This window comes from Paenibacillus sp. NPDC058367 (assembly GCF_042723305.1).
Classification (GTDB): Bacteria; Bacillota; Bacilli; order Paenibacillales; family Paenibacillaceae; genus Paenibacillus_AQ.
Genome location: NZ_JBHXIZ010000001.1, coordinates 1,021,527 through 1,045,844, shown reverse-complemented (window position 1 = coordinate 1,045,844; position 24,318 = coordinate 1,021,527). Strand labels below are relative to the sequence as shown.

Sequence of the window (24,318 nt, the reverse complement as noted above, 5' to 3'; positions counted from 1 at the left end):
ATAAAACGTATGAAGTAGCCCCCTATTGTGATAGAATAATCTAGTTGTCCTAGTTTCCGGAAATTTACTCCATTCCAGCGATTTTCATTAGATATATAGGTGGATAATCGAGGAAATATGAGCATTCAAGAGTATTAACAAGAATCCTTGAAGATTTTACACAATAAACATCATTTTTTGTCGGTTTTTATTGATTTATTCAAAAATATTATGTATAATCAGCCTTGTTGATTTTGCAAATGGAATTTTAGGAGGTTTTTATTTTGGGAAAAGCGTTAATTATTGGCGCTGGCGGTGTTTCCAGTGTTGTTGTTCACAAATGCTGCCAGAACCCGGATGTATTTGAAGAGATCTGCATAGCTAGCAGAACTGTCGCGAAATGTGACGCTCTGAAAGATAAATTAGCCGGAGGCCGCACGAAGATTTCTACTGCTCAGGTCGATGCAGATAATACGGACGAAGTCATTGAACTGATCAAGAGCTTTGAGCCGGATGTCGTTATTAATGTCGCTCTCCCATATCAGGACCTGACAATCATGGATGCGTGCCTGGCAACAGGAGTGCATTATGTGGATACTGCCAACTATGAACCACAAGATACAGCGAAATTTGAATACTCTTGGCAGTGGGCTTACAAAGAAAGATTCGAAAAAGCAGGCCTTACCGCGTTGCTTGGTAGTGGATTTGATCCAGGTGTAACGGGCGTGTTCACAGCTTACGCTCAAAAGCACTATTTTGATGAGATTCATACCATTGATATTGTAGACGCCAATGCTGGTGATCACGGATATCCATTTGCAACAAACTTTAATCCTGAAATCAATATTCGTGAAATTACAGCCAATGGCCGCTATTTCGAGAATGGCGAGTGGATTGAAACTGCACCGCTTTCCGAGAAAAAAGTATACGATCTTCCGGAAATTGGACCAAAAGATATTTATCTTTTGTATCATGAAGAATTAGAGTCTTTGGCCGTTAACATTAAGGGTGTAAAGAAGATCCGTTTCTGGATGACCTTCTCGCAGAATTACCTGACTCACTTGAAAGTGCTTGAGAATGTGGGCATGACTTCTATCGAGCCTATCATGTATGAAGGAAAAGAGATCGTTCCTCTGCAATTCTTGAAGGCTATTTTACCGGACCCAGCTTCTTTGGGACCAAGAACAAAAGGCAAAACGAACATTGGATGTATCATCCAAGGAACTAAAGACGGAAAGCCAAAAACTTATTATGTATACAATGTTTGCGATCATGAAGAGTGCTATGCAGAGGTTGGCTCCCAAGCCATTTCTTACACTACAGGCGTTCCTGCAATGATCGGAGCGATGTTAATTATAAAAGGTATCTGGAAGAAGCCGGGCGTATTCAACGTTGAAGAGTTCGATCCAGATCCATTCATGGAAGCTTTAAATAAACATGGTCTGCCTTGGCAAGAAGATTTCTCGCCAACGCTGTTAGACTAAGGCGCGATAATGGATATAGATATCAGCGCGGTCCCGTCACCATGTTACCTTGTAGATGAAAGATTGCTTACACGTAATCTTGAGATTATGAATTCTGTACAGGAACGCACTGGAGCAAAGATTTTGCTCGCGCAAAAAGGCTTCTCCATGCATTCCTTGTATCCGTTAGTTGGGAAGTACTTGCATGGTGTAACCTCAAGCTCCTTGTTCGAAGCCAGACTTGGCTATGAAAAGATGGGCAAAGAGGTTCATGTGTACGCACCAGCTTATATAGATAGTGAGTTTGATGAGCTCCTTGGATACTCCGATCACATTGTGTTCAATTCGTTTGACCAGTGGAATCGATTCAAGGATCGCGTTAAGAATGCACCGAAACACATCAGCTGCGGCATTCGAGTGAATCCGGAATATTCCGAGATCGAAGTTCCGCTGTATGATCCGTGCTATAATTATTCCAGAATGGGAGTAACTCTCCCTAACTTCAGACCGGAAGAGCTTGAGGGCATTGATGGACTACACTTCCATACCATGTGCGAACAGAATTCGGATACACTTGAGCGTACGCTCAAAGTAGTCGAAGAGAAGTTCGGACCTTATCTCAAAGGAATGAAATGGCTTAATTTCGGTGGCGGTCATCATATTACACGCCCTGATTATGATCTGGAGACCCTGGTCAAGTGTATTCTACACATGAAAGAGACTTACGGTGTGGAAATCTATCTGGAGCCGGGAGAGGCAGTAGCTCTCAATACCGGATATCTGGTAGCTACCGTTCTCGATGTGATGCATAACGGAATGGACATTGCGATTCTCGATACCTCAGCAGAGTGCCACATGCCGGACGTACTGGCTATGCCGTACCGTCCGAACATTATCGATGCTGGACAACCTGGTGAACATCCTTATACGTACAGATTAGGTGGAATGACTTGCCTAGCGGGAGACGTTATCGGAGATTATTCCTTTAAGGAGCCTTTGAAATACGGCGACAGACTCGTATTCCTTGATATGGCCCATTATTCCATGGTGAAGAATCATATGTTTAACGGTGTGAATCTGCCTTCCATTGTTAGTTACAATGAAGAAGAGGGAATCAAAGTAATCAAACAGTTTGCTTTCGAAGATTTCAGCGAACGTTTATCTTAAGATTAATAAAGAGGTGTCCCGTGATGGGACACCTTTTTTTGATTATTCCTTATTGCATCGTGATGGCGATGCGCTCCTCCTGTGGGAGCCACTCAACCTTTGCTCCGAGTTGCTCACTTATAAAGCGAAGTGGCAGATACATCGAACCGTTTACGATGAAGGGTAGTGTAGGAAGATTTACGGTTTTATTGTTCACCATTGTCGCTCCAGTTACACCGTTAATACTAATGGCGAGAGCCGGTTTATCTGTAGCGGTTCGTGTGATCATAATTTGTTTATCTATTGTTTTCGCAGCTGTAATGTTCTCTTTATAGGTAATTGTGGCACCTAATTTTTCGAACAGCGATCGAAGCGGGACGAAATTTTGTCCGTTTCTAGTAATAACTCCATTTGAGAGTGGGATAGATTCTCCGTTTAAGGAGATCGAAATAGGCTTTTGCACTGGAACGGGCCCGTTATGGCTGAATTCATAGTCGCCATAGCCTAGCTGTGCGTCCTTATTGACGCCCCAGCCCCAGAGTGAGCCGTCTTTCTTTTGCATGATGAGATGTCGTCCGCCTTTCTTTAGGCTGCTTACTTCTTTTTCGAGAAATGTGAATTTTGAATCTGCGGGCATCATTTCGTTTTCAATAGAAGTTTGATAGACGTTTCCTTCCCCGGTTAACGCAACAATAGAGCGTTCTACGATGTAAGCATCAACTACATTCTTGATCCCATTTAGAAGAATCGGTGTTTGTTCATGATAGGTTGTTCCGTCTGAGGAACCTGTAATAGTAGCGCCCCAGAACCATAATTGAGAGGACCCATCAATCGCTAATAGGCTGTTCTGATTTCCTTTTAAACTTTTAATATTACTGATTCCCTTGAGAGGAGTCGCAGATAGATCTATTGGAGCTCCCTGGTTCTTGTAATAATCTTGGACTGGCCAACTCCATATGGAGCCGTCCTTCTTAAGTGCAAGATTGTTTTTGATTTGAATAATATCCGTTAAATTCTGGATGGTTTCGAAGCTTTCGAAGTCATCGCGTGTAGTAGAAACAGTTCCATCTTTCTTTAAGAACACGTAACGTGTCCAGCTCTTATGAAGATCAGACTCATAGTAACCGCCCACAGCAGCCACGTTATCGACGCCGGAAACCGGTGTGAACGCGGAGGTAGTAAGTCCATCGGATGAAAGGGGGGCGCTTAGAATCGTCCCGTCTCCTTTAAGGGCTATCGTTCTATTTCCCGTCATGAACATATCGACCAGATTGTCTAGCTCTTGAACGGGGGTCACTTTAACAGCTTCAGAGTATGCCGATGTTCTCCATTGCCAGACCGAAAGGTCTTTCTTCATTACATATTGGGAACCAAAGTATGCTTGTACCTCATTCAGGTCATGGATTTGCGTAGGGACGGAGCGATTACCTCCCCATACCCAGAAGGAACCATCTGTTTTGGTCAGATAATCCGCGCCATACGAAGTGAGGTTGGTAGTCGTGGTTGTGTTCTCTGCAGCTGCAGCTGCGCTTACGTTACAGGCGAGGCTTAATACTAGAAGAGCACTAACCATGCTGATCCATTTTTTTTTCATAGGAATACCTCTCTTTTTCTTATTTGATAAGTTTGATATGTTCACGATATAATCCATTATCTTACATTTAGACGCTAGAACTACTGGAAAAGTTTCTTCATATTTACCCGCTCACAAGAAAGGTCTCATGTGATACAATAATTTAGTCTGTTTTAAATAAAGAAAGTATAAGTTTCACACTATACTTTATCCTTATATTTCTCGCATACACACTTACCGTCCTTATAAAGACGCCGAAGGCGTTTATGCTTGATTAGCTATTGAAAGGTTCGTATCTGAGGAGGAAGTCAGCGTCAATGAGACATGCACCGTTTATTGCAGTGGAAGGCCCAATCGGGGCTGGAAAAACAACATTAGCGTCTATGCTAGCAGAGGAGTTAAATTTACCGATCATTAAAGAGATTGTCGATGAGAATCCGTTTCTAGCTAAATTTTATGAGAACATGGACGATTGGAGCTTTCAACTGGAGATGTTTTTTCTCTGTAATCGGTATAAACAGCTTGAAGATACCGTTACACAATACATAGATAAAGGGATCCCGGTCATTTCGGATTACCATATTTATAAGAACCTGATCTTTGGAGAACGAACGCTGAATGGAACGAAACGTGAAAAGTATCGGCAAATTTATCATGTGCTTACGGATGACCTGCCAAAGCCAAATATTATCCTCTATATTAAGGCCAATTTAGATACGTTATTAACCAGAATTGAAAAACGTGGGCGGCCCTTTGAAGAGGGGATGGATACTGCGTATTTGGAGCAATTAATTAAAGATTATGATGACGCGATGGCCGCTCTTGCCATTCAGGAGCCTTCGACCGTTATTATTACCATTGATGGAAATGCAGTCGATTTCGTGGAGAATCCAGAACACTTCACTGAAATTGTCTCTTATATAAAGGAGCTAATGAAATGAATTCATATCATATCCCGGAAAATGCCATAATTACCGTGGCTGGAACTGTCGGGGTGGGGAAATCCACTTTAACAGGCGCCTTGGCCAAAAGACTTAATTTTCAAACCTCGCTAGAGCAGGTCGATCACAATCCTTATCTCGAAAAGTTCTATCATGATTTTGAGAGATGGAGCTTTCACTTGCAAATCTATTTTCTTGCCGAACGTTTCAAAGAGCAGAAGAAGATGTTCGAACTCGGCGGTGGTTTTGTTCAGGACCGTTCCATCTATGAAGACACCGGTATTTTTGCGAAAATGCATGCAGATCAAGGTACAATGTCCAAAACGGATTATGAAACCTACACCAGCTTGTATGAAGCTATGGTTATGACGCCTTACTTCCCGCACCCTGATGTGTTGATTTATATTGAAGGCAGCCTGCCTTCCATCCTGACCCGAATTAATGAACGTGGCCGTGAGATGGAAATTCAAACGGATGTTTCCTACTGGGAGCATATGCATGGCAGATATTCGAAATGGATCAATGAGTTTACAGCTTGCCCAGTGCTTCGTTTGAACATTGATGATTATGATGTAAATGATGAGACTTCGATGTCTGATATTCTTGTGAAGGTGGGCAATGCGATCCGTAAGCCTGCTGATAAAATATAATAATTAATGGTTAGGAGCCCCCAGGATTTGGGGGCTGTTTTTTTTGAAATCAGAAAGCGGATTAAGCGATATAAACTGAGTTTGAGGGATGATTTGTAAAAATAAAAAAAGACCCAAATCATAGATATGGGTCTAATAGTGAAGTGTCAGTTGTCCTAGTAATAAAATACGAAAAGCAATCCAAATTGGTGTGGACATTGTAGTATGCTCAAGGGCTGCACCCTATAATTATAGCCCTTTTTTCTGGATATAGATTCCAGTCTAGCGAAAACTAGTTATTGGTCCATGACTAAAATTAATAAGATGCGTACACTGAACTATCTTTATAGGGAGGTGTACGTATTGAGTTGTCCAGACGATAAAAAATGTCATAAGAAAAAAATCGCCACTGTATTTCCTTCGAAAAGAAAAAGAAAAGAACATCGTCGAAAAGTTATTAAGAAGATTGTACAAGTCACATGTCCTCCGCCCGAAGTAAATGTTACCACTCCAACAGTCGTTGGTGCTACAGGACCTCAAGGAGCACAAGGAATCCAAGGAGTACAAGGGGCCCAAGGAGTACCAGGACCCCAAGGAGCACGAGGAATCCAAGGAGCAGAAGGACCTCAAGGTCCCGCCGGTGGGCCCCCAGGACCCCAAGGACCGCAAGGTCAACCTGGACCAGCGGGAGCAATAGGTCCACAGGGTGTAGCGGGACCCGTTGGTCCTCAGGGTGCGCAAGGAGTGCCGGGTGCACAAGGTGCCGTAGGTCCTCAGGGACCGCAAGGTTTACCTGGTCCTGCAGGAGCAATAGGACCACAAGGTTTTGTAGGTGCAACCGGATCGACTGGAGCGGCTGGAGCACCGGGGGCAGTGGGAGCAACCGGAGCAGCAGGAGCACCGGGAGCCGCGGGAGCGACAGGGGCAACTGGAGCGGCAGGAGCGCCAGGGATAGCGGGAGCAACCGGAGCAGCAGGAGCACCGGGAGCAGCGGGAGCGACAGGAGCAACTGGAGCGGCAGGAGCGCCGGGAGCCGCGGGAGCAACCGGAGCAACCGGGGCACCAGGAGCGGCCGGAGCAGCAGGAGCAACCGGGGCACCAGGAGCGGCCGGAGCAACCGGTGCGACAGGAGTCGCAGGAGCAACCGGAGCGACCGGAGCAGCAGGAGGAGTATTAGGTTTTGCTGATTTTTTTGCCCTGATGCCCCCTGATAATGCAGCAACTGTAGCACCGGGCACAGACGTGAGTTTTCCTCAAAATGGCCCTACCAGCGGGACGACGATTGCACGAACGGGCCCTAGTTCTTTTAATTTAGCGGCAATAGGGACTTATCAGGTGTTGTTTCAGGTTAGTGTAACCGAAGCAGGCCAACTCATCTTGACTCTTAATGGCGCAGATCTGGCCTATACGGTAGTTGGACGTGCGACAGGTACATCAGAAATCGTAGAAATGGCTATAGTGCAAACAACGGTCATTAACACCATACTGACAGTTCGGAATCCTGCTGGCAATTCCACCGCACTTACTATTACTCCTCTTGCTGGAGGAACAAGATCTGTTTCAGCTCATCTCGTTATTACACAATTAGCATAGCGAAATCTCCTACGTATAGATAATTTGGAAGTTTGCCACCTCTAATCAGGTGGCTTTTCTTATGGCATTTGCTGGAATTTCCATTTGACTTCAATTCAGAGTTGACGCAAAATAAGAGGGAGATGATGTAAATTTGAATTTTTCGGGGAGAATTGTACATGAATAATAAATCAGGTCGTCATTCCTTCCGAGAGCGACTGGATCATATGGTGGGTAAGATTCGTACGGATATCCTAAGTGGAGTGCTACAGCCAGGTGCTTATCTGCCAGCAGAGAGTATGCTAGCCAAGCAGTTTGAGTTAAGCAATAAATCGGTCAGAAGAGGGCTGGATGTGTTAGTCCAAGAAGGCCTTATCGTCAAAATCGACCGTGTCGGAAGCAAGGTTATGGAGTCCGTGCAGGAGAGAATTCGTATTCATTTTGGCTGCAGTGCCTCGCTGTCCAAGGACTTTCTGCTGGATGATCTAATTGGTGAATTTCATCGACTGCATCCCGGTATTCATATTCTTCCGCTGGCGCTAAATGATTTTGACCATGTGAATTCTGCCGTAGAGATGATCAATAATGGGATGCTTGATGCCGTATCGCTGAATAGCACGCAATTTCAGGAAATGGCTGAAAATGGCTCGGCTGAGCTGCTGGAATCGCTTGATCCTGATCCTGAATTATATCCAATCGCGACAGAAGCTTTCTATCATGAAGAACAGTTGTATGCTTATCCGATTTCCTTCTCCCCCGTGGTGCTGTGCTACAACAAGGCGCATTTTCGGGAAGCAGATCTTCCTGAGCCGGATAGCTATTGGACCTGGGATGACTTGATTGAGGCGGCTCGTCAGTTGGCAGAGAAACGTGGACGCCATGCCATTTATTTTGTGCCTGCTTCCGAGAACCGTTATTCTGTATTCCTGCTGCAGAGCGGGATTCAAACCGTGGTAGACGGGACCGAGCACCGTACACTTAGTCCGGAGACGGCAAATAGTCTCAGTGTGTATAGCCGTCTCGTGAACAACCATCAGATTTTCCCTAAATATCTTGCTGGCAATCATGAGGATGAGACGATTTCTTTGTTTGTCCAAGAACAAGTTTCTATGATTCTGACGACCTTTTTCAATTTAAATGAATTCAAGGCCTTAACGCTGGACTATGATCTTGCTCCGTTACCTAGGCTGAAAACAAAAGATCCGCAGAAGACATTACTGGTCACGATCGGAGCGGCTGTGGTCGGGAATTCACGACAAAAGGAAGCGGCTCGTCAATTCGTTAACTTCCTTGCTTCCGTAGAAGCGCAGAAAATTATTCGGGAACGCACAGTAAGTATTCCAGCTCGAAAGCGGATCGCTGAGATGAGTACGGCGGATCATTTGAATCGTCCTTCGAGATATCTAATGTACAGAGAGCTATTTCCAACTTTCTCCTACCTTAAAGATTTAGGACTTCCTATAGCCGTTCTAAAAAGCTTTCGTAAATTGTTGAACGCTTATTGGTCAAAGATGATTGATGAGGAAACGCTTCATGAGGAATTGAGTCTCTTAATCTCGGAACAGGATGCTGCCGATCAGAAGGTTTAAAAGGTGTTTTTCTGCGAAGGCTGTTCTCTTTAGAATATCAGTAAAGCGTGATAATGGTGCTGGTGCGCCATTATCACGCATTTTTTTAAATAAAAGCAAGCAGAAGTTGTATATTGTGCCTAATCTGTATGAGATCAGAGATGGTTTATTCAAAGCAGTTAAATACGAGTGGTTTTGTAAGCGTTTTCTATTAAATTTGAGGGATTTCAACATTTTGCGACAGGTACATGTTATATAAGATTACACTTATTAGAGATATTTCTTATTATTATATTGACATCATGTAGGCTGGAAAATATAATGAAATACATCAGATATATATCAGATTAGCGAAATAAGAGATCTGATACTCTGAAATGTAAATCAAAAAGAAGTCAGAACAGATGTTTTCCTCTAATTAAAGTAGAAAAAAGGCAGTTGAAAGGAGGATATCCCCTATAAAAGGTAATTTTCAGAGTGATTACTCATTTAGAAATTTATTAATGTATCTTTGATTCCTTTTGATTGATGTTAGTGAATATATCATAATGATTATCTTAGTTTTTAGTTATTAATAGGGGGTTGAATTATGAATGTTGCTAAAAGGAAATTAGTTCTGCTGCTGCCTGTCCTGTTGTCATTAGTTACACTCGTATCTGCTTGCGGCGGTTCGAATACTAAGACGGGCAATACCGCAGCTCCTACTGCGGAAGTTCAGAAGGCTACGCAAGCTCCCGCTAAGGAAGGTAAAACAGTAGGTGGTCTGCAGCTCCCGATTGTTTCAGATAAGCTTGAACTGTCACTTTGGTCACCCAGCGGCGGCAATTTCAGAGGAACTAATTTTAATGAGAAATTATCCTTTCAGCAAATGGAAGAGAACACTAACATTCATATTGACTTTCAGCATAGTACGGAAGCCAGTGCGGAAGCCTTTAGCCTATTGATGTCATCTGGTAAGCTGCCGGACATTATCTACAATGATCTATGGGGCACGGATTCCGGAAAATATGGTACACAAGGCGCGCTGCTTCCTCTGGAAGATTTAATTGAGAAAAACGCGCCAAACTTCAAGAAAATCCTCGACGACAACCCGGATATCCGGGGACAAATTACTTCGCCTGAAGGCCACATTTTTTACCTGCCTAATCTCGTTCTTGATTCACAGGATCTCACTCAAATGTTCCCGCAAGTACGGAAAGACTGGATCGATAAGCTGGGTCTGTCTATGCCGGAAACTACCGAAGATTGGTATAACATGCTCAAGGCTTTTAGGGAGCAGGATGCCAACGGAAACGGCAAGAAGGATGAAATTCCACTAGTCACAGTCAACTTGGAAAATATCATGATGTTATTCGCGCCTGCCTTTGGCGTCGATTACGGATTCTTCGTGGATAATGGCCAAGTAAAATATGGCCCGAATGATCCTAAATTCAAGGATGTCGTAACCTATCTGCACCGTCTTTACGATGAACAATTGCTTGACCCGAACTATCTGGTAGATACCACATTCCAGACGCTGACTGAGAAGGTGACTACCGATGTGGCAGGGGCATGGTTTGGCTGGTCTGGCTCCTACATGGGGAACTTTACTACCCTAATGGAGGGCAAACATCCAACCTTCAAAATTGCACCAGCCATTCCACCTAAAGGACCGAACGGTGATCAACGTCATGTCTCCTTCCGCTGGCAAGCAGCAGCACACGGATTAGCGGTTTCCTCGCGGACGGAACATCCTGAGGAAGTGATGAAATGGCTGGATTATCAATACTCAGAAGAAGGCATTCTGCTGAACAACTTTGGGGTTGAAGGCAAGTCATATGATCTGGTAAACGGAGAACCGATTTATAAGAAAGAAGTAACTCATCCGACCAATGGCCTCACAAATACGCAAGAGCTGCTGAACCATACGATCGGGGGCGGAAGCTGGGCTACGGTAGCGGATACCAGATATGCTGAACAAATCCGAGAAGCTAACGGGCAAACGGAGAATCCGCTCGAGTTATATAGTGACTATATCGATTTTGATAGCAAGTTGCCTCCAGTCCAATTCACAACAGAGGAAAACGATGTAGTTGTTCCTTTGATGGCCGATATTCAGACCTATGTAGCCGAAACAATCAATGCCATGATCATGGGGCGCCAAAAGATTGAGGACTATGACAAAGTAATGAAGCAACTTGAGAAGATGGGAATTAACGATGTGTTAAAAGAGTATCAGGTTGCATACGAGCGATTTAAAGGGAAATGATTCAGCTTGTGAGGAGGTTGTTGTGGGCCGAGCGGTTCAGAGAGTACTTTGTGACCGCTCGCCACATGACAGCTATGACTAACGCCAGTGTCCGGGAGAGGAGAACTATATGGCTGTACCTGTAAAAGTCGCTAAAGTTGAAAGCAGGAAGCTTCCGGTCAAGAGGAGTCCGATTCCCTGGAAGCGGATAGCCTCCAATCGCTATCTTTATCTCATGCTCCTTCCTACGGTTTTGTATTTTCTGATTTTTGAATACAAGCCGATGTATGGGGCGATCATTGCCTTTAAGAATTTCAACCCCTACTTAGGGATCACGGATAGTCCTTGGGTGGGCTTCAAGAATTTCGAGAAGTTTTTCGAAAGCTATTATTTTCTCAGACTGCTTAAAAATACCTTCTTAATGAGTTTCTACTCACTCATCTTCATTTTTCCTGCTTCACTTGCTTTTGCGCTGCTGCTCAATGAGCTGCGGCTCAAGAAGCTGAAGTCCTTTCTGCAGACCGTGTCTTATTTGCCGCATTTTATTTCGCTGATCGTCATCTGCGGGATGATTATTGATTTCACCAAGCCCGGAGGCATTATTAACAGCCTGTTGCTTGGCATCGGACTAATCTCGGAGCCTATTCAGTTCCTGATTCTGCCGGAATGGTTTCGAACGATCTATGTAGGTTCTGGTATGTGGCAGAGCCTGGGCTGGAACTCAATTATCTACTTAGCGGCGTTATCTGGCATCAATCCGAGCCTGTACGAGGCTGCAGTTGTAGATGGTGCAGGACGATGGAAGCAGCTAACGAATATAACGCTGCCTGGGATTTTGCCTACGGTGTTAATCCTCTTGATTCTGAATGTGGGTACCCTGCTGAATGTGGGCTGGGACAAAATTATATTGCTTTACAATCCTGGAACGTACGTCACTGCGGATGTTATTTCAACATTTGTTTATAGACGAGGTGTGATGGAAGCGAATTACAGTTTTTCTGCCGCGGTAGGATTATTCAATTCCATAATCAACTTCACATTACTCGTTCTAGCCAACCGTATCAGCCGGAAAACAACTGAGAGCAGCTTATGGTGAGCATAAGCTTCCGATGAGAGTTTTGTACGATTTTTAGGAGGGTAGACAATGGTTGTGAAACGCAGTATGGGTGAAATCATTTTCGACAGCTGCAATGTGCTGTTTCTGATCTTGTGTTCTTTCCTGTTCCTGTACCCGATGTGGTACGTGCTGGTCTCCTCATTCAGCGATGCTCATGCTATTGCTGCGGGGAAGGTAAGCTTCTTTCCAATCGGCTTTAATCTGGATGCTTACAAGCTGGTATTTGAGGATACGCGGGTATGGACGGCTTACGGAAATACTTTCTTTTATGTCATTGTCGGTACGTTAATTAATCTGGTACTAACTACACTTGGGGCTTATCCTCTGTCCAGAAAGAATCTGGAGGGGAGAAATGTCATTATGGCTTTCATTGTGTTCACGATGTTTTTCAGTGGTGGTCTAATTCCTGCGTATCTGAATGTCCGTGAGCTTGGCTTGTATGATACGCGGTGGGCGCTGCTGTTGCCTGGTGCGGTTAGTGCCTTCAATTTGATAGTGATGCGGACCTTTTTTCAGTCTATCCCTGATAGTTTGATAGAGTCTGCCAAGATAGACGGCGCTCACGATTTCAGAATTTTACTGCGGATCGTGCTTCCGCTCTCCATGCCGGTTCTGGCGGTGATGACCCTCTTCTATGCGGTAGGCCACTGGAACAGTTGGTTCTCGGCCATGATTTATTTACAGGATCGGAATTTGTTCCCGCTTCAATTGATATTGAGGGAAATCCTGATTCAATCCTCTGCGCAAAATATGCTGGCCGGCGTTACCCAAGATGAGGTGTTTCGTATTAGTGAATCTATTAAATTCGCTACGATTATCATTGCTACCGTTCCCATTCTAATGATCTATCCATTTTTGCAGAAATATTTTGTAAAAGGCGTAATGATCGGTGCGTTGAAGGAGTAACAGCGATAGAAAAGATGCTGCATGTGACGGAATCGTTTCTGAAGCAGTCGGGAGGAGAAGACATATGAAGGCGGTAATATCTCAGGAAGGACAGATTCGCATGTCGGATGTTCTGACACCAGTCATTGAAGATGGATTTGTACTAGTCCAGACTGAATATTCGGCGATTAGCCCCGGAACGGAAATAATGATGAATGGCCTGCACCGTACGCAACAAATTGTACTTGGATACAGTGCAGCGGGTGTAATCCGAACACGTGGGAAAGGAATGGAACACTGGCCAGAGGGTCTTCGTGTAGCTTGTTACGGCGGACCTTATGCAAAGCATGCAGAATGGCTGCTAATGCCTCAGCATCTGATGGTGCCCATTCCTGACCATGTTAGTTCGGAGGAAGCATCAACAGTAGGGCTTGGAGCCATTGCAGTACATGCAGTAAGGCAGGTTGCACCACAGTTTGGGGAGACACTTGTCCTGATCGGTGCCGGAATTCTTGGGCAGTTGATTGCTCAAATTGCTAAGGCGGCAGGATGCCGGGTGATCGTCTATGATTTGCTTGCAGAGCGCTGTGAGATGGCTGAGCGCCTTGGAATTAGACATATCGCTACTAGCCCGGAGAAGGTTAGGGAACATCTTGCTAACCTGACGGAAGGCATGGGAGCAGATGCAGTCATTGTATGCGCCGGCGGTAAAACCGGAGACCTTATTGATCAAGCGCTAGAGTGGGTACGGGATCGCGGCAAGGTACTGTTGGTTGGAGATGTTAAGCCTGATTTCTCTCGTGATCTGATGTTCGGTAAGGAAGCCCAAGTGCTGATTTCTAGAGCCGGAGGTCCCGGACGATATGATCCTATCTATGAGCGGAAGGGGATCGACTATCCTTACGGCTACGTGCGGTGGACGGAAGGTCGTAATATGGCTGAATATATTCGCTTAATCTCTGAAGGGGACATTCAGGTTGAGCCGTTGATTAGCGCGATATTCCCGGTTGAACGCTGTGAAGAAGCCTTTCGGCGTTATGCAGAGGACCCGGTGGATCTGTTGGGAGCGGTCTTAGCTTATCCTGCGGCAGTCTCTGGATGTGAAACGAAGGTGGAGGAACAGCTGACGAAAGAAGGCGGGAGCAGATGAAGGCGCTGCGGATCGGTGAACCACTGAACGGTCTGGCGGTTTGGGCCTCAGCTTATGGAACATGGCAAGGGGCAGACCGGATCTACGCTGTTTCTTCCGGAAGTCCTTGTATCTTATTTGTTCTAGACCCGAGCGGTGAACAAGCGGTGGAACGTTATGCGCTGGAAGGTTCGGATCATTGCTGGGGTGTAGTCTTAACAACCGGCGGAGTGTATATCGGGGGAAGTGGCATTTTGTACAGGTACACTCATGAGAATGGTGTGGAGAACCTGGGTGAGATGATTCCCGGTGAATTCTATACGTGGCGGTTGGCAGCAGATACGCAAGGCAGGATCTATGGGGGATGTTATCCTGGGGGGAAAGTGTTCCAGTATGACCCAGTGACAGGAGTGTTTAGGGATTACGGTGCTATGGTAGCTGGAGAACAGTATGCGCGTTCTATGGAAGCGTGGAACGGTAAGCTCTATGTGGGAGTTGGTACACAAACCCCGCATATTGTTGTACTGGATACGGAGACGGGAGAACGCTCGGAAATCAGGCTACCAGATGAATGTAAAAGCGAGCAACTGGTGTATGACTTGAACATCGTTCAGGGCAAGCTTTTTGCTCGAATTACACCGTCTGCACGGTTGTACATTTATGATCTGGAACTGCAGGAGTGGGGAGACACTTTGGATCATGTGAGTGGACTTAGTGTTTCGCCGCCGGATGAGCTGGGAAATGTGTATTTCATTAAAGATGACTATTTGCAGCGTTATGATGTCCGGACTGGAAGCCTGTTCGTTACTTCACTAGCTATGCCGGAGCCTGCAGGTGATTATGGCTGGCTGAATAACCATGCTCTAAATCGGAAAGAGCGCTGCTTAACGGGTGTATACAGGGACGGAAGTTGCTGGATTTACGATCCGGCGACGGATCGGTATACGGTCAAGGACTTCGGTCTGCAAGGTCAATCGGTCCATTTGCAGTCTATAACCTATGGACCTGATGATGCTCTCTACATCGGAGGGTATTTCGCAGGTGGGCTGTCCAGATTCGATAAGGCAGCCGACGAGATCATTTCATATCGGGGCATTGGTCAGACGGAAGGTATGCTAGCTGGTAGAGATTGTCTTTATCTAGGTGTATATCCGCGAGCGAATATTTTCAAATATGACCCGAATGAAGATTGGAAGCCGGGAGAGAATCCAGAGCTGCTATTTTCCTTACAGGAAGAGGAGCAGGACCGCCCTTTTGCTTGGGCTTGGGCAGGAGAAGAGATCGCAATTGGAACGGTTCCTTCCTATGGTCGGCATGGAGGAGCGTTGACACTGTACAATCCTGCGAGCGGTGCACGTGAGGTGTTCAGAAATCTTTTGCCGCTGCAGAGTGTGGTGTCCTTGACCTGTAGAGATCAGCTGTTGTTTGCTGGAGGGTCCGTCTGGGGTGGACTTGGGATTGCTCCTCAGCGTGCGGATGCCTCTCTAATGATTTGGGATCTAGAGAAGCGCTGCAAAGTATGGGAAGGTGTACCGGTGCAAGGGGAAAGGGCTATTTCTGCTTTGGTTCTAGATGATGCAGGGTATCTTTGGGGTTTGACGGCAGGTAAGTTATTTCGGTTCGATCCACAGCTTAAGCTTACTGTAAAGACTTACTCTTTGTTCTCCATGGACTGGAATGTTGTGACTCATTTTTGGCGTAGCGGCAATGAATTGCTCTACAAGGAAGGCGTGCTGTACGGCGTGTCGATGAATCGCATGTTCAAGTTTGATGTGCGGAGTGAGGAGCTTGAGGCGTTGGATGACGATGCGCGGCTGCTGGCAATGGACCGTGAGGGTGATTTATTTTTTGCAAGAACTACAGCATTGTATCGGATGCACAAGTAAGGTCTGCACTATCCTTGGCGAAGGGTGAGGGATGATGAGAATCTTATATTTTTATAAATTCTGTATTCTAGGTGGGGTAACCACTCAACTTGCAAATAGACTTAAATTTTTGCGGCACCACTCGGAAGTGCATTTTGCTTTTTTGGAAGATTACGGCGGGGCAAGCGCTTTTGATGGATACGAGCATGTCCGAATTCTGGGGACGGTTGAAGAGATTAAGAGCTACATGGAAGTCTATGATTTCGATGTCATTATTACTATTGATAGTTACGAGCTGTATGAAGCGCTTGGGCCTGTACAAGAGGGAAAGGTTATTATTCATGAGGTACATACCACCTATTCCGAACCCCTGCAGAAGTTGGCCGCAACGAAAGATAGTTTGCCTTTTCACTATGTGATCACTCCCTCCGCTTACATGAAGGATTATTTGGACGGTATCGGCATAGCGGGTGCTTATCATATTAATAATTGCCTGGATACCGATTTGTTCCGATATGAAGCGGGTATTGAGCACGAGCCTGCCACTATTTTGTGGGTGGGTAAACTGGATGATCACAAGAACTGGTCGTCCTATTTGAACATTGCTGGAAAGCTGAATGCCAAGATGCCAGAGCTGCAATTTATGCTTGTTGGGGGTTATACTGCTCCCGATGAGATCAAGAAACAGCTGATGGTAAAGGTAGAACAGCAGGGGATTAAGCATTTCAAGTGGATTCCCAAAGTGGACTACGATGAGATGCATCGCTATTATTCATCGGTTGCGCAGAATGGTGGGTTATATATTAGTACCACGACCAATGAATCTTTTGGGATGACCGTACTGGAGGCGATGGCCTGCAGGTGTCCGGTAGTGGTTCCGAGTGTAGGGGCGTTGCCGGAATTATTGGATGGTCCGTTAAGTGTTTCCCTATACGAATCAGGCAATGAAGAGGAGTGTGTGGACAGATTGAGCGCACTGCTGGAGCATAATAGTCTGAGGGAAGGCTTGAAGTCATTGGGAGAACAGAAAGCTAGAACTGCTTACAGCATCGAACAAGTGGGAAAAGAATACATGGAACTACTTGAACGTTTCAGGGAAGAACGTTTAATTCTTAAATAAGTGGATCACTCCATGGGGCTGTCAACCGAATAAGAGGTGTTGTTGAAATGGAAAAGCTGCAGATCGGTATGGTAGGAATGGACACTTCGCATAGCAGGATTTTCGCGGCGCTGCTAAATGATGAATCTCATCCGCTTTATATTCCGGGTGGCAGGTTACACTGCGGTTATCCGGGGGGTTCTCTTGATTTCGAGCTAAGCTATTCACGTGTGAGGCCGATTAGCAGTGAATTGCAGGAGCGCTATGGGGTTGAATTGCTCGATTCTATAGAAGAAGTTGCGGAGAGATCCCATGCGATTCTATTGACTTCTGTAGATGGGAGAGTGCACAACGAACAATTTGCGGTGCTGGCTCCTTACGGAAAGCCGGTATTCATTGACAAGCCGTTAGCGGTTTCTTATGAAGATGCGAAGGTGATTGTGGAATTGGCGGAGAGGTATGGAACGCCATTTTTCTCCAGCTCTATGCTACGTTTCGGTGGACCGCTGGTAGCCCTCTTAGAGGATGAAAGTGCAGGTGCTATTCTAGGTGCGGATTGCACTGGACCACTCGATCTACAGCCGACACAACCGGGGTTATTCTGGTATGGGATACACGCTGCTGAGATGTTATATACCGCCCTTGGAGAAGGTTGCCATTCGGTACGTGCTGTCAGTAACGATACGCAAGAATGGGTAGTCGGCCAGTGGAAGGACGGGCGAATCGGGACGATCCGCGGAAACCGTACAGGCGGCTCTGATTTCTATATCGTATTGCACCGTGAACGGGGGAGTAACGGAATTAACGCGCTCGGAGCAAATTACAACGCAGGACATCAGCAATTACTGAAGAAATTTATAGCTATGGCGCGAGGGGACTCTCCACCGGTACGAACTTCCTTAACACTAGAGTTGATTCGCTTCATCGAAGCGGCCAACGAAAGCCGGGTAAGCGGTGCTGATGTTCGTCTGTAAAGGAAAGCACAATCTGAAAGGAGTGTAGTGTATTGATTAGGACAGCAGTGATTGGATGCGGTGGCATGGGGACTGTTCATGCGGATCGCTACAAGTCCATGCCCGAAGCTGAGCTTGTCGCCGTATGTGACATCGTTGAAAAAGCCGCTGAGGTGCTAGGAAATTTAGTGGGCGTTAGCTATTTTACATCTGTACAAGAAATGCTCGAGCAGGCAAAGCCAGAGGTGGTTAGTATTGCTGTGCCGACTTATTTGCATGTAGAACTGGTACGGATTGCGGCTGACCATGGTGCGCATGTGATATGTGAGAAGCCGCTCGCACTCACTTCGCAAGAAGCAGAAGAAGCAATTAGTTACTGTAACGAGCGCGGTGTACGTTTGTTTGTGGGCCATGTCGTTCGTTTCTTTCCTTCTTATAGACAGCTTGCGGAGGGAATAATGCAGCTTGGCAGTATTCAAGGCGGAATATACCATGCTAAACGGGCGGGTTCACATCCCGGAAACGTGCAAGCGTGGTTTCGGGATCCATTTCTTAGCGGTGGCGTCATTATGGATTTAATGATTCACGACATTGACTACATTCGTGGGGCTTTTGGTGAAGCCCGTGAAGTATATGCGTTCCAGCACCAGTCGGAAGACATAAATTATGCTTCAGCCACTTTCCGGTTCAAGAATGGAACCATTGCACAGCTTGAAGCATTTTGGGGGTATCCAGGGCCGTTCCATTCCTCTTTTGAATATGCGGATGCGGAAGGAATCATCTCAGGCGGGACCGGGGATGGCGAAAGTCTGCATATTCGCAAGTCGATAACGACGGGCTCTACATCGGGATTTGTGGAGACGCCTTCGAGTGTGCTGCTGAAGGATCCGTATTATTTGGAACTGGAGCATTTTCTAAGCTGTCTAACAAGTGGGGAAGAACCGATAGTCACTGCGCAGGATGCGCTGGAAGCTGTACGCTGGGCTGAAGCCGCTCAGCAATCGGCAATGACCCATCAACCGGTGAAGCTTGAAGTGAAGGGGGATATTTAATGAGCCGTTTGAATATTGGCATGATCAGTTTCGCGCATGCGCATGCTTTTGACTATTTGGCAAGTTTACTGCACATGTCTGAAGTGACGGTCAGTGGAATTGCTGATGAGGTGCCGGAGCGCACACAGGCGCTCGCAGAACGTCATTCGATTCCCTATTATGCTAACTACAAGGAACTTCTGGAAGATGCGAATATAGATGCCGTAATTATTTGCTCGGAAAATGTCTATCATGCTGAGCTAACCATCGCTTCAGCCCGAGCGGGCAAGCATGTACTGTGCGAGAAGCCGCTAGGTCTGTCAGTAGAAGAAATGCAACGCATGATTTCGGTCTGCTCTGAAGAGGGAGTACAGCTTATGACAGCCTTTCCTTGCCGCTTCCTCACTCCGGTTGTTCGGGCTAAGGAATCACTAGATCGCGGCGATATTGGTGAAATTATTGCTTTTAAAGGAACTAACAGAGGTTCTTTTCCGGGACCTAGATGGTTCTCTGATGAAGCCCTATCGGGAGGCGGTGCTGTTCTAGATCACACTGTGCATGTGATGGATCTGATGAACTGGTTCTCCGGTTCTTCTGTAGAACAGGTGTATGCCTATGCGGATACCTTATTTGATTCAGAGCGCAAGCGGACGATCGATGATGCTGGAATGGTGCATGTAACTTTTGAGAATGGTGTGTTCGGAGTGCTGGATCCTAGCTGGTCACGCAATCCCGGCTTCCCCATATGGGGGGATGTGACCCTAGAAATCATTGGAACTAAAGGTGTCATCTCCATAGATGCTTTTAACCAAAAAAACAATGTATACGGAAGAGCATCTGGCAAAGGGAACTGGTCCTTCTGGGGAGATGACATGAATGAACTGATGCTAAAGGCTTTTGTACAGGCGCTTCTAGAAGGGGTGGAGGTACCGATTTCAGGAATAGATGGACTCCGATCCACAGAGGTTGCACTTACCGCTTATCAATCTGCTCATGCAGGCCAACCCGTGCGTTTAATTAAATGAGGATGCTGTAAGTACAAAACTTTGAGGAGGATGGAACCGCCTATGAAGGATCAGGAATTGTTCGATAGCATGTGTGAAAAGCTCTACTCTGCGGTAATCTCTGACACGTTGGATCAATTGGGCTATCGTAATCAGGTGATGCGGGAAAATATCAACCCGATAGATCCTACCTGGATCGTTGCCGGAAGAGCAAAGACCATTCTGTCTGTGGATATTCATCATTTGCCGGAAGATCCTTACACGAAGGAGATTGAGGCGGTGGACAGCGTTAAGCCCGGTGAGATTGTCATCGGCTGTACGAATGAATCGCGGCAGAACGGACTGTGGGGAGAGCTATTGTCTACGGCTTCCAAAATGAGAGGTGGCCGCGGAGCCATTGTAGATGGACTAATCCGTGATACTGCTAAAATTCTGGAGCTTGGTTTTCCTGTCTTTGCTACCGGGACCAAACCTGTTGATTCTCAAGGTCGTGGAATTGTTATCGACTATGACATTCCGGTGTTATGCGGTGGCGTAATGGTCCATCCCGGAGATGTAATCTTTGGTGATCGTGATGGTATCGTTGTGATTCCGGGCGCCATCATCGATGAAGTGTTCCAATTAGCTATGGATAAGGTGACTCGCGAGAATCATACACGGGATGAACTGCTCGAAGGATATACCTTGCGGCAGGTCTACGATAAATATGGTGTGCTCTGAACAAGATCCGAGGGAGTGATGTACATGAGGCTGGCTGGCAAAAGAGCGCTAATCACAGGTGCAGCAAGAGGAATTGGACTGGGGATCGCCCATCGATTTCTGGAAGAAGGCGCTCAGGTGGTGTTGCTGGACCGAAGTGAGGGGGAGCTTCTTATTGCACTTGAAACCTTGAAGGATTATGGTGAAAAAGCTGCAGTAGAGATATGTGATCTTCGCGATGTCTCACAGTTAGAACAATCTGTTGCCCAAGCCTTTGAAAGGTTCGGTGGGATAGATATTGTAGTGAACAATGCCGGAATCGCCTTTCGTGAACACTTTCTCGACATCTCGGTTGAGCATTGGAATGCAGTATTTGATATCAACGTAAGGGCGGTTTATTTAATAGGTCAGCTTGCAGCGAGACAAATGATTTCTCAGGGTGGCGGAGGCGCCATTATAAATATGAGTTCCAAAAATGGTCTATCAGCAAGCTCGGAGCTCGCGCATTACAATGCTTCTAAGGCTGCTGTTATACTGCTAACGGAATCGATGGCAGTGGAGCTGGCGGCTTATGGTATCCGGGTAAACGCAGTAGCACCGGGATTTGTGGATACACCCCTCGACCGCAAGCTGCGCGAAGCTTCGAAGCTCCCGGCTTATTCGGAGCATACACCGATGAAGCGGGCGGCAACGATAAGGGAAGCTGCCAATGTATTTCTTTTTCTGGCTTCTGATGAAGCCTCCTATGTAACGGGAGAAACCATTCGTGTGGATGGTGGACATTTGGCTAATGGTAGTGAGCTGTAAATAGAAGAAGGAGTGAACGTATTGGAAATTACAGAAATTCAGGCAGAATTGATGATTGATGCTCAGGCTGAGCTTGGTGAAGGGCCGCATTGGGATGCCGAATCCAAACAGTTGTATTGGGTCGATATAACGGGTAAGAAGCTTAGAATATACGACCCGATCACTGGTGGTGAAGTAGTTCGCTCTTTCGACCAAATGGTCAGTGCAGTTATTCCTACGACAACAGGAGGACTTCTATTGGCTATGGAGGATGGGGTCTACCTTTCTCAAACTGAAGGATCTCCGGTGCTGCTGACTTCAATAGAAGCGGATCTTCCACGCAACAGAGCAAATGATGCCAAATGCGATCGACAAGGCCGACTGTGGGTGGGGACGATGAGTATGGATGATGAGCCGAAAGACGGAGGCTTCTATGTCGTGGAGTCTGGCGGCTTCGCTCGCCAATTGTTATCCGGCATCGGCTGCTCGAATGGAATGGCTTGGGATTACATGCGGAGTAAGATGTATTACATTGATACGCCGACTAGGCAAGTGGATGTATTTGATTACGAGGAAAAGTCTGGAAGGATAAGTAACCGAAGATTAGCATTCCGAATTCCTACAACAACTGGCTATCCGGACGGAATGACAATAGATAGTGAAGGCATGCTTTGGGTCGCCCACTGGGGCGGCGGCTGTGTATCACGCTGGAACCCGGAGACGGGTGAGCAGCTTGGACTCATTCGAGTTCCAGCACCACTGGTGACCTCGTGTACTTTTGGAGGCAGTGATCTAACGGAACTCTACATTACAACTGCAAGGATAGGGATGCACGAGAAAGAGTTACGTGATTATCCGTTTGCAGGCGGTTTGTTTATGGCTAAGCCCGGGGTGACTGGCTTGTTGCCGGGAAACTTTCAGGCTAGGGAGTAGGAAGAGGAGGCAAAGCGATGCGACTCAAAGATAAGATCATCATAATAACCGGAGCTGGCTCGGGAATTGGAAAAAGCACGGCTGCTTTATTCGCTTCAGAAGGAGCGACAGTAATCATTGCCGATGTCCAAGAAGATTCAGGAAAAGCCGCTGTCACTGAAATTGAGGCGACGGGTGGAAATGCGATGTTCATACCCTGTGATGTAACCGATGCTAGCAGTACTACCGCGATGGCTGATCAAGTCGTTAATACTTTTGAACGTATCGATGTGCTCTTTAATAATGCAGGAATCAGTGGCGTGGGTGCGGTACATGAGGTTTCCGATGAAGTATGGGAGAGGGTCATGCGGGTTAATGTGACGGGTGTGTTCTTAACCTGCAAGGCTGTCCTCCCTTATATGATGAAGACCAAGAAGGGTTCTATCATTAATATGTCCTCTGGCATCGCCGAAATCGGAGTCGCAGAGCGAGCTTCCTACAGTGCTTCTAAGGGAGCTGTTCTATCTTTAACTAAAGCAATGCAGGTTGATTATGCACCTTACGGCATTCGTGTAAATGCGCTGCTACCAGGTACGATTATGACTCCGTTTGTAGAAGGTTATTTGAAGACTTCTCTGGATCCAGAGGCTTCGGTTGCGGCCATTAAGCGTAGACAGCTTAGCGGTGAGCTTGGCAAACCTGAGGATGTGGCACGAGCTGCACTATTTCTAGCTTCCGATGAGTCCGGGTTTGTAATGGGTTCGCCGCTATATGTGGATGGTGGCCTTGTCTTCGGAAAAAATGCATAAAGTGAAGGAGAGTGTTATAGATGAGGCTAGTTACCTTTTTGCAAAAAGAAGATGATCATATGGGCGTTCTAACCGACCGTGGTGTGGTGGATATTGAGGCGGCACAGACTGCATTATCCACTCGGACGGAGGTTCCAGTAACGGTTAAGCAATTGCTTGATGGTGGGAAGGATGCACTTAACCAACTGAGGATTTTTGTGAATGAGCTGCCTGAAGGAGAAGTGAATCCATCCTGGCTGAAGCAGGAAGATGAGTTAGCATTCGGTCCCTGTGTTACTGATCCTGGAAAAATCATCTGTATTGGCCTTAATTATCGCCGGCATGCGGAAGAGACTGGGATGGCCATTCCCGAATTTCCCATCCTGTTCAATAAGTTTAACAATACACTAACAGGACATGGCTCAGAAGTTCCGCTTCCGAGGAACAGCCAGAAGGTAGACTACGAGGCAGAGCTTGGCATCGTCATCGGACGAACCGCGAAATATGTGACGGAGGAAGATGCACTGGATTATGTCTTCGGGTATTGTACGGCTAATGATTTGTCGGCGCGAGATTTACAGATGCGGACGAGTCAATGGCTAGCGGGAAAGTCTTGCGATAAATTTTCACCCATTGGGCCTTACTTAGTCACTGCGGATGAAGTAGGCGATCCCAATCAGCTCGATATTCAGTGCTCGGTGAATGGTGAACTGCGTCAGAACTCCAACACTTCGGACATGATTTTTAATTGCAAGCAGATTGTCAGCTATGTATCCCAGTGTATGACGCTTTCGCCGGGGGATATTATCCTGACTGGAACCCCAGAAGGCGTAGTGATGGGTTACCCTCCAGAGGATCAGGTCTATTTGCAAGCTGGTGATGTGGTCACGGTGCAGATTGAGAAGCTTGGTGCCATTACAAATACGATGGTTAGCGAATAGGAGGGAGTAGG

At 46.4% G+C, this 24,318-nt stretch carries 21 protein-coding genes; 20 read left to right on the top strand and 1 reads right to left on the bottom strand.

Annotation, left to right across the window (positions count from 1 at the left end):
* Positions 1–263 precede the first annotated feature (263 nt).
* Together ACFWMP_RS04855 and nspC are read left to right on the top strand one after the other, a co-directional pair.
* Positions 264–1,463: a saccharopine dehydrogenase family protein gene (locus tag ACFWMP_RS04855; protein WP_042126167.1), complete on the top strand. Its 1,200-nt coding sequence runs from the start codon at positions 264–266 to the stop codon at positions 1,461–1,463.
* A 9-nt stretch (positions 1,464–1,472) separates the two neighbouring features.
* A complete protein-coding gene (gene nspC / locus ACFWMP_RS04850) occupies positions 1,473–2,609 on the top strand; it encodes a carboxynorspermidine decarboxylase (protein WP_149643891.1) in 1,137 nt (378 codons plus the stop codon).
* A 49-nt stretch (positions 2,610–2,658) separates the two neighbouring features.
* On the opposite strand, the gene ACFWMP_RS04845 is transcribed toward nspC, so the two are convergent.
* Positions 2,659–4,182, bottom strand: a complete 1,524-nt coding sequence (locus ACFWMP_RS04845; protein WP_379422250.1) for a stalk domain-containing protein — start codon at positions 4,180–4,182, stop codon at positions 2,659–2,661.
* A gap of 296 nt (positions 4,183–4,478) precedes the next feature.
* Here ACFWMP_RS04845 and ACFWMP_RS04840 point away from each other — a divergent pair, with 296 nt between their 5' ends.
* The 18 genes from ACFWMP_RS04840 (at position 4,479) to ACFWMP_RS04755 (ending at position 24,307) form a co-directional block, all read left to right on the top strand.
* Positions 4,479–5,102, top strand: coding sequence for a deoxynucleoside kinase (locus ACFWMP_RS04840; protein ID WP_042186703.1), 624 nt, complete (start codon positions 4,479–4,481; stop codon positions 5,100–5,102).
* Positions 5,099–5,752 carry a deoxynucleoside kinase gene (locus tag ACFWMP_RS04835; RefSeq protein WP_042186705.1) on the top strand — a complete coding sequence of 218 codons (654 nt, stop codon included), beginning with the start codon at positions 5,099–5,101 and terminating at the stop codon, positions 5,750–5,752. The genes ACFWMP_RS04840 and ACFWMP_RS04835 overlap by 4 nt, the downstream gene beginning before the upstream one ends.
* A 342-nt stretch (positions 5,753–6,094) precedes the next feature.
* Positions 6,095–7,324, top strand: coding sequence for a collagen-like protein (locus tag ACFWMP_RS04830; RefSeq protein ID WP_379422247.1), 1,230 nt, complete (start codon positions 6,095–6,097; stop codon positions 7,322–7,324).
* Positions 7,325–7,482: 158 nt separating this feature from the next.
* A complete protein-coding gene (locus ACFWMP_RS04825) occupies positions 7,483–8,892 on the top strand; it encodes an extracellular solute-binding protein (RefSeq protein WP_042186707.1) in 1,410 nt (469 codons plus the stop codon).
* A gap of 568 nt (positions 8,893–9,460) precedes the next feature.
* The gene (locus ACFWMP_RS04820) at positions 9,461–11,119 is read left to right on the top strand and encodes an extracellular solute-binding protein (RefSeq protein WP_379422245.1); all 1,659 of its coding nucleotides are present in this window, start codon (positions 9,461–9,463) and stop codon (positions 11,117–11,119) included.
* Positions 11,120–11,228: 109 nt separating this feature from the next.
* Positions 11,229–12,194: an ABC transporter permease gene (locus tag ACFWMP_RS04815; RefSeq protein ID WP_081951079.1), complete on the top strand. Its 966-nt coding sequence runs from the start codon at positions 11,229–11,231 to the stop codon at positions 12,192–12,194.
* Positions 12,195–12,242: 48 nt separating this feature from the next.
* Positions 12,243–13,121, top strand: coding sequence for a carbohydrate ABC transporter permease (locus tag ACFWMP_RS04810; RefSeq protein WP_042126182.1), 879 nt, complete (start codon positions 12,243–12,245; stop codon positions 13,119–13,121).
* 64 nt (positions 13,122–13,185) lie between these two features.
* A complete protein-coding gene (locus ACFWMP_RS04805) occupies positions 13,186–14,250 on the top strand; it encodes a zinc-dependent alcohol dehydrogenase (protein WP_379422242.1) in 1,065 nt (354 codons plus the stop codon).
* Positions 14,247–16,115, top strand: a complete 1,869-nt coding sequence (locus tag ACFWMP_RS04800) for a ligand-binding sensor domain-containing protein (RefSeq protein ID WP_379422240.1) — start codon at positions 14,247–14,249, stop codon at positions 16,113–16,115. Before ACFWMP_RS04805 ends, ACFWMP_RS04800 begins: the two co-directional genes overlap by 4 nt.
* A gap of 31 nt (positions 16,116–16,146) precedes the next feature.
* Positions 16,147–17,214 carry a glycosyltransferase family 4 protein gene (locus ACFWMP_RS04795; RefSeq protein ID WP_379422238.1) on the top strand — a complete coding sequence of 356 codons (1,068 nt, stop codon included), beginning with the start codon at positions 16,147–16,149 and terminating at the stop codon, positions 17,212–17,214.
* Positions 17,215–17,261: 47 nt separating this feature from the next.
* Positions 17,262–18,167, top strand: coding sequence for a Gfo/Idh/MocA family protein (locus tag ACFWMP_RS04790; protein WP_379422236.1), 906 nt, complete (start codon positions 17,262–17,264; stop codon positions 18,165–18,167).
* Between the two features lie 32 nt (positions 18,168–18,199).
* On the top strand, positions 18,200–19,198 hold the full coding sequence (locus ACFWMP_RS04785) for a Gfo/Idh/MocA family protein (protein WP_379422234.1): 999 nt from the start codon (positions 18,200–18,202) through the stop codon (positions 19,196–19,198).
* The gene (locus ACFWMP_RS04780; protein WP_379422232.1) at positions 19,198–20,202 is read left to right on the top strand and encodes a Gfo/Idh/MocA family protein; all 1,005 of its coding nucleotides are present in this window, start codon (positions 19,198–19,200) and stop codon (positions 20,200–20,202) included. Before ACFWMP_RS04785 ends, ACFWMP_RS04780 begins: the two co-directional genes overlap by 1 nt.
* 42 nt (positions 20,203–20,244) lie before the next feature.
* Positions 20,245–20,901 (top strand): RraA family protein, encoded by a 657-nt coding sequence (locus ACFWMP_RS04775; RefSeq protein WP_052404229.1) that lies wholly within the window; start codon positions 20,245–20,247, stop codon positions 20,899–20,901.
* A gap of 24 nt (positions 20,902–20,925) precedes the next feature.
* Positions 20,926–21,687 (top strand): SDR family NAD(P)-dependent oxidoreductase, encoded by a 762-nt coding sequence (locus ACFWMP_RS04770; RefSeq protein WP_149643901.1) that lies wholly within the window; start codon positions 20,926–20,928, stop codon positions 21,685–21,687.
* Positions 21,688–21,708: 21 nt separating this feature from the next.
* Positions 21,709–22,599, top strand: a complete 891-nt coding sequence (locus tag ACFWMP_RS04765) for an SMP-30/gluconolactonase/LRE family protein (RefSeq protein ID WP_379422229.1) — start codon at positions 21,709–21,711, stop codon at positions 22,597–22,599.
* Positions 22,600–22,616: 17 nt separating this feature from the next.
* The gene (locus ACFWMP_RS04760) at positions 22,617–23,387 is read left to right on the top strand and encodes an SDR family NAD(P)-dependent oxidoreductase (RefSeq protein ID WP_379422227.1); all 771 of its coding nucleotides are present in this window, start codon (positions 22,617–22,619) and stop codon (positions 23,385–23,387) included.
* 20 nt (positions 23,388–23,407) lie between these two features.
* Positions 23,408–24,307 (top strand): fumarylacetoacetate hydrolase family protein, encoded by a 900-nt coding sequence (locus tag ACFWMP_RS04755; RefSeq protein ID WP_379422225.1) that lies wholly within the window; start codon positions 23,408–23,410, stop codon positions 24,305–24,307.
* Positions 24,308–24,318: the final 11 nt, after the last annotated feature.

Coding starts and splice junctions, on each gene's coding strand:
- nspC (WP_149643891.1), top strand. CDS start 1,473: ATGGATATAGATATCAGCGCGGTCCCGTCACCATGTTACCTTGTAGAT.
- ACFWMP_RS04845 (WP_379422250.1), bottom strand. CDS start 4,182: ATGAAAAAAAAATGGATCAGCATGGTTAGTGCTCTTCTAGTATTAAGC.
- ACFWMP_RS04840 (WP_042186703.1), top strand. CDS start 4,479: ATGAGACATGCACCGTTTATTGCAGTGGAAGGCCCAATCGGGGCTGGA.
- ACFWMP_RS04835 (WP_042186705.1), top strand. CDS start 5,099: ATGAATTCATATCATATCCCGGAAAATGCCATAATTACCGTGGCTGGA.
- ACFWMP_RS04825 (WP_042186707.1), top strand. CDS start 7,483: ATGAATAATAAATCAGGTCGTCATTCCTTCCGAGAGCGACTGGATCAT.
- ACFWMP_RS04820 (WP_379422245.1), top strand. CDS start 9,461: ATGAATGTTGCTAAAAGGAAATTAGTTCTGCTGCTGCCTGTCCTGTTG.
- ACFWMP_RS04815 (WP_081951079.1), top strand. CDS start 11,229: ATGGCTGTACCTGTAAAAGTCGCTAAAGTTGAAAGCAGGAAGCTTCCG.
- ACFWMP_RS04810 (WP_042126182.1), top strand. CDS start 12,243: ATGGTTGTGAAACGCAGTATGGGTGAAATCATTTTCGACAGCTGCAAT.
- ACFWMP_RS04805 (WP_379422242.1), top strand. CDS start 13,186: ATGAAGGCGGTAATATCTCAGGAAGGACAGATTCGCATGTCGGATGTT.
- ACFWMP_RS04800 (WP_379422240.1), top strand. CDS start 14,247: ATGAAGGCGCTGCGGATCGGTGAACCACTGAACGGTCTGGCGGTTTGG.
- ACFWMP_RS04795 (WP_379422238.1), top strand. CDS start 16,147: ATGATGAGAATCTTATATTTTTATAAATTCTGTATTCTAGGTGGGGTA.
- ACFWMP_RS04790 (WP_379422236.1), top strand. CDS start 17,262: ATGGAAAAGCTGCAGATCGGTATGGTAGGAATGGACACTTCGCATAGC.
- ACFWMP_RS04780 (WP_379422232.1), top strand. CDS start 19,198: ATGAGCCGTTTGAATATTGGCATGATCAGTTTCGCGCATGCGCATGCT.
- ACFWMP_RS04775 (WP_052404229.1), top strand. CDS start 20,245: ATGAAGGATCAGGAATTGTTCGATAGCATGTGTGAAAAGCTCTACTCT.
- ACFWMP_RS04770 (WP_149643901.1), top strand. CDS start 20,926: ATGAGGCTGGCTGGCAAAAGAGCGCTAATCACAGGTGCAGCAAGAGGA.
- ACFWMP_RS04760 (WP_379422227.1), top strand. CDS start 22,617: ATGCGACTCAAAGATAAGATCATCATAATAACCGGAGCTGGCTCGGGA.
- ACFWMP_RS04755 (WP_379422225.1), top strand. CDS start 23,408: ATGAGGCTAGTTACCTTTTTGCAAAAAGAAGATGATCATATGGGCGTT.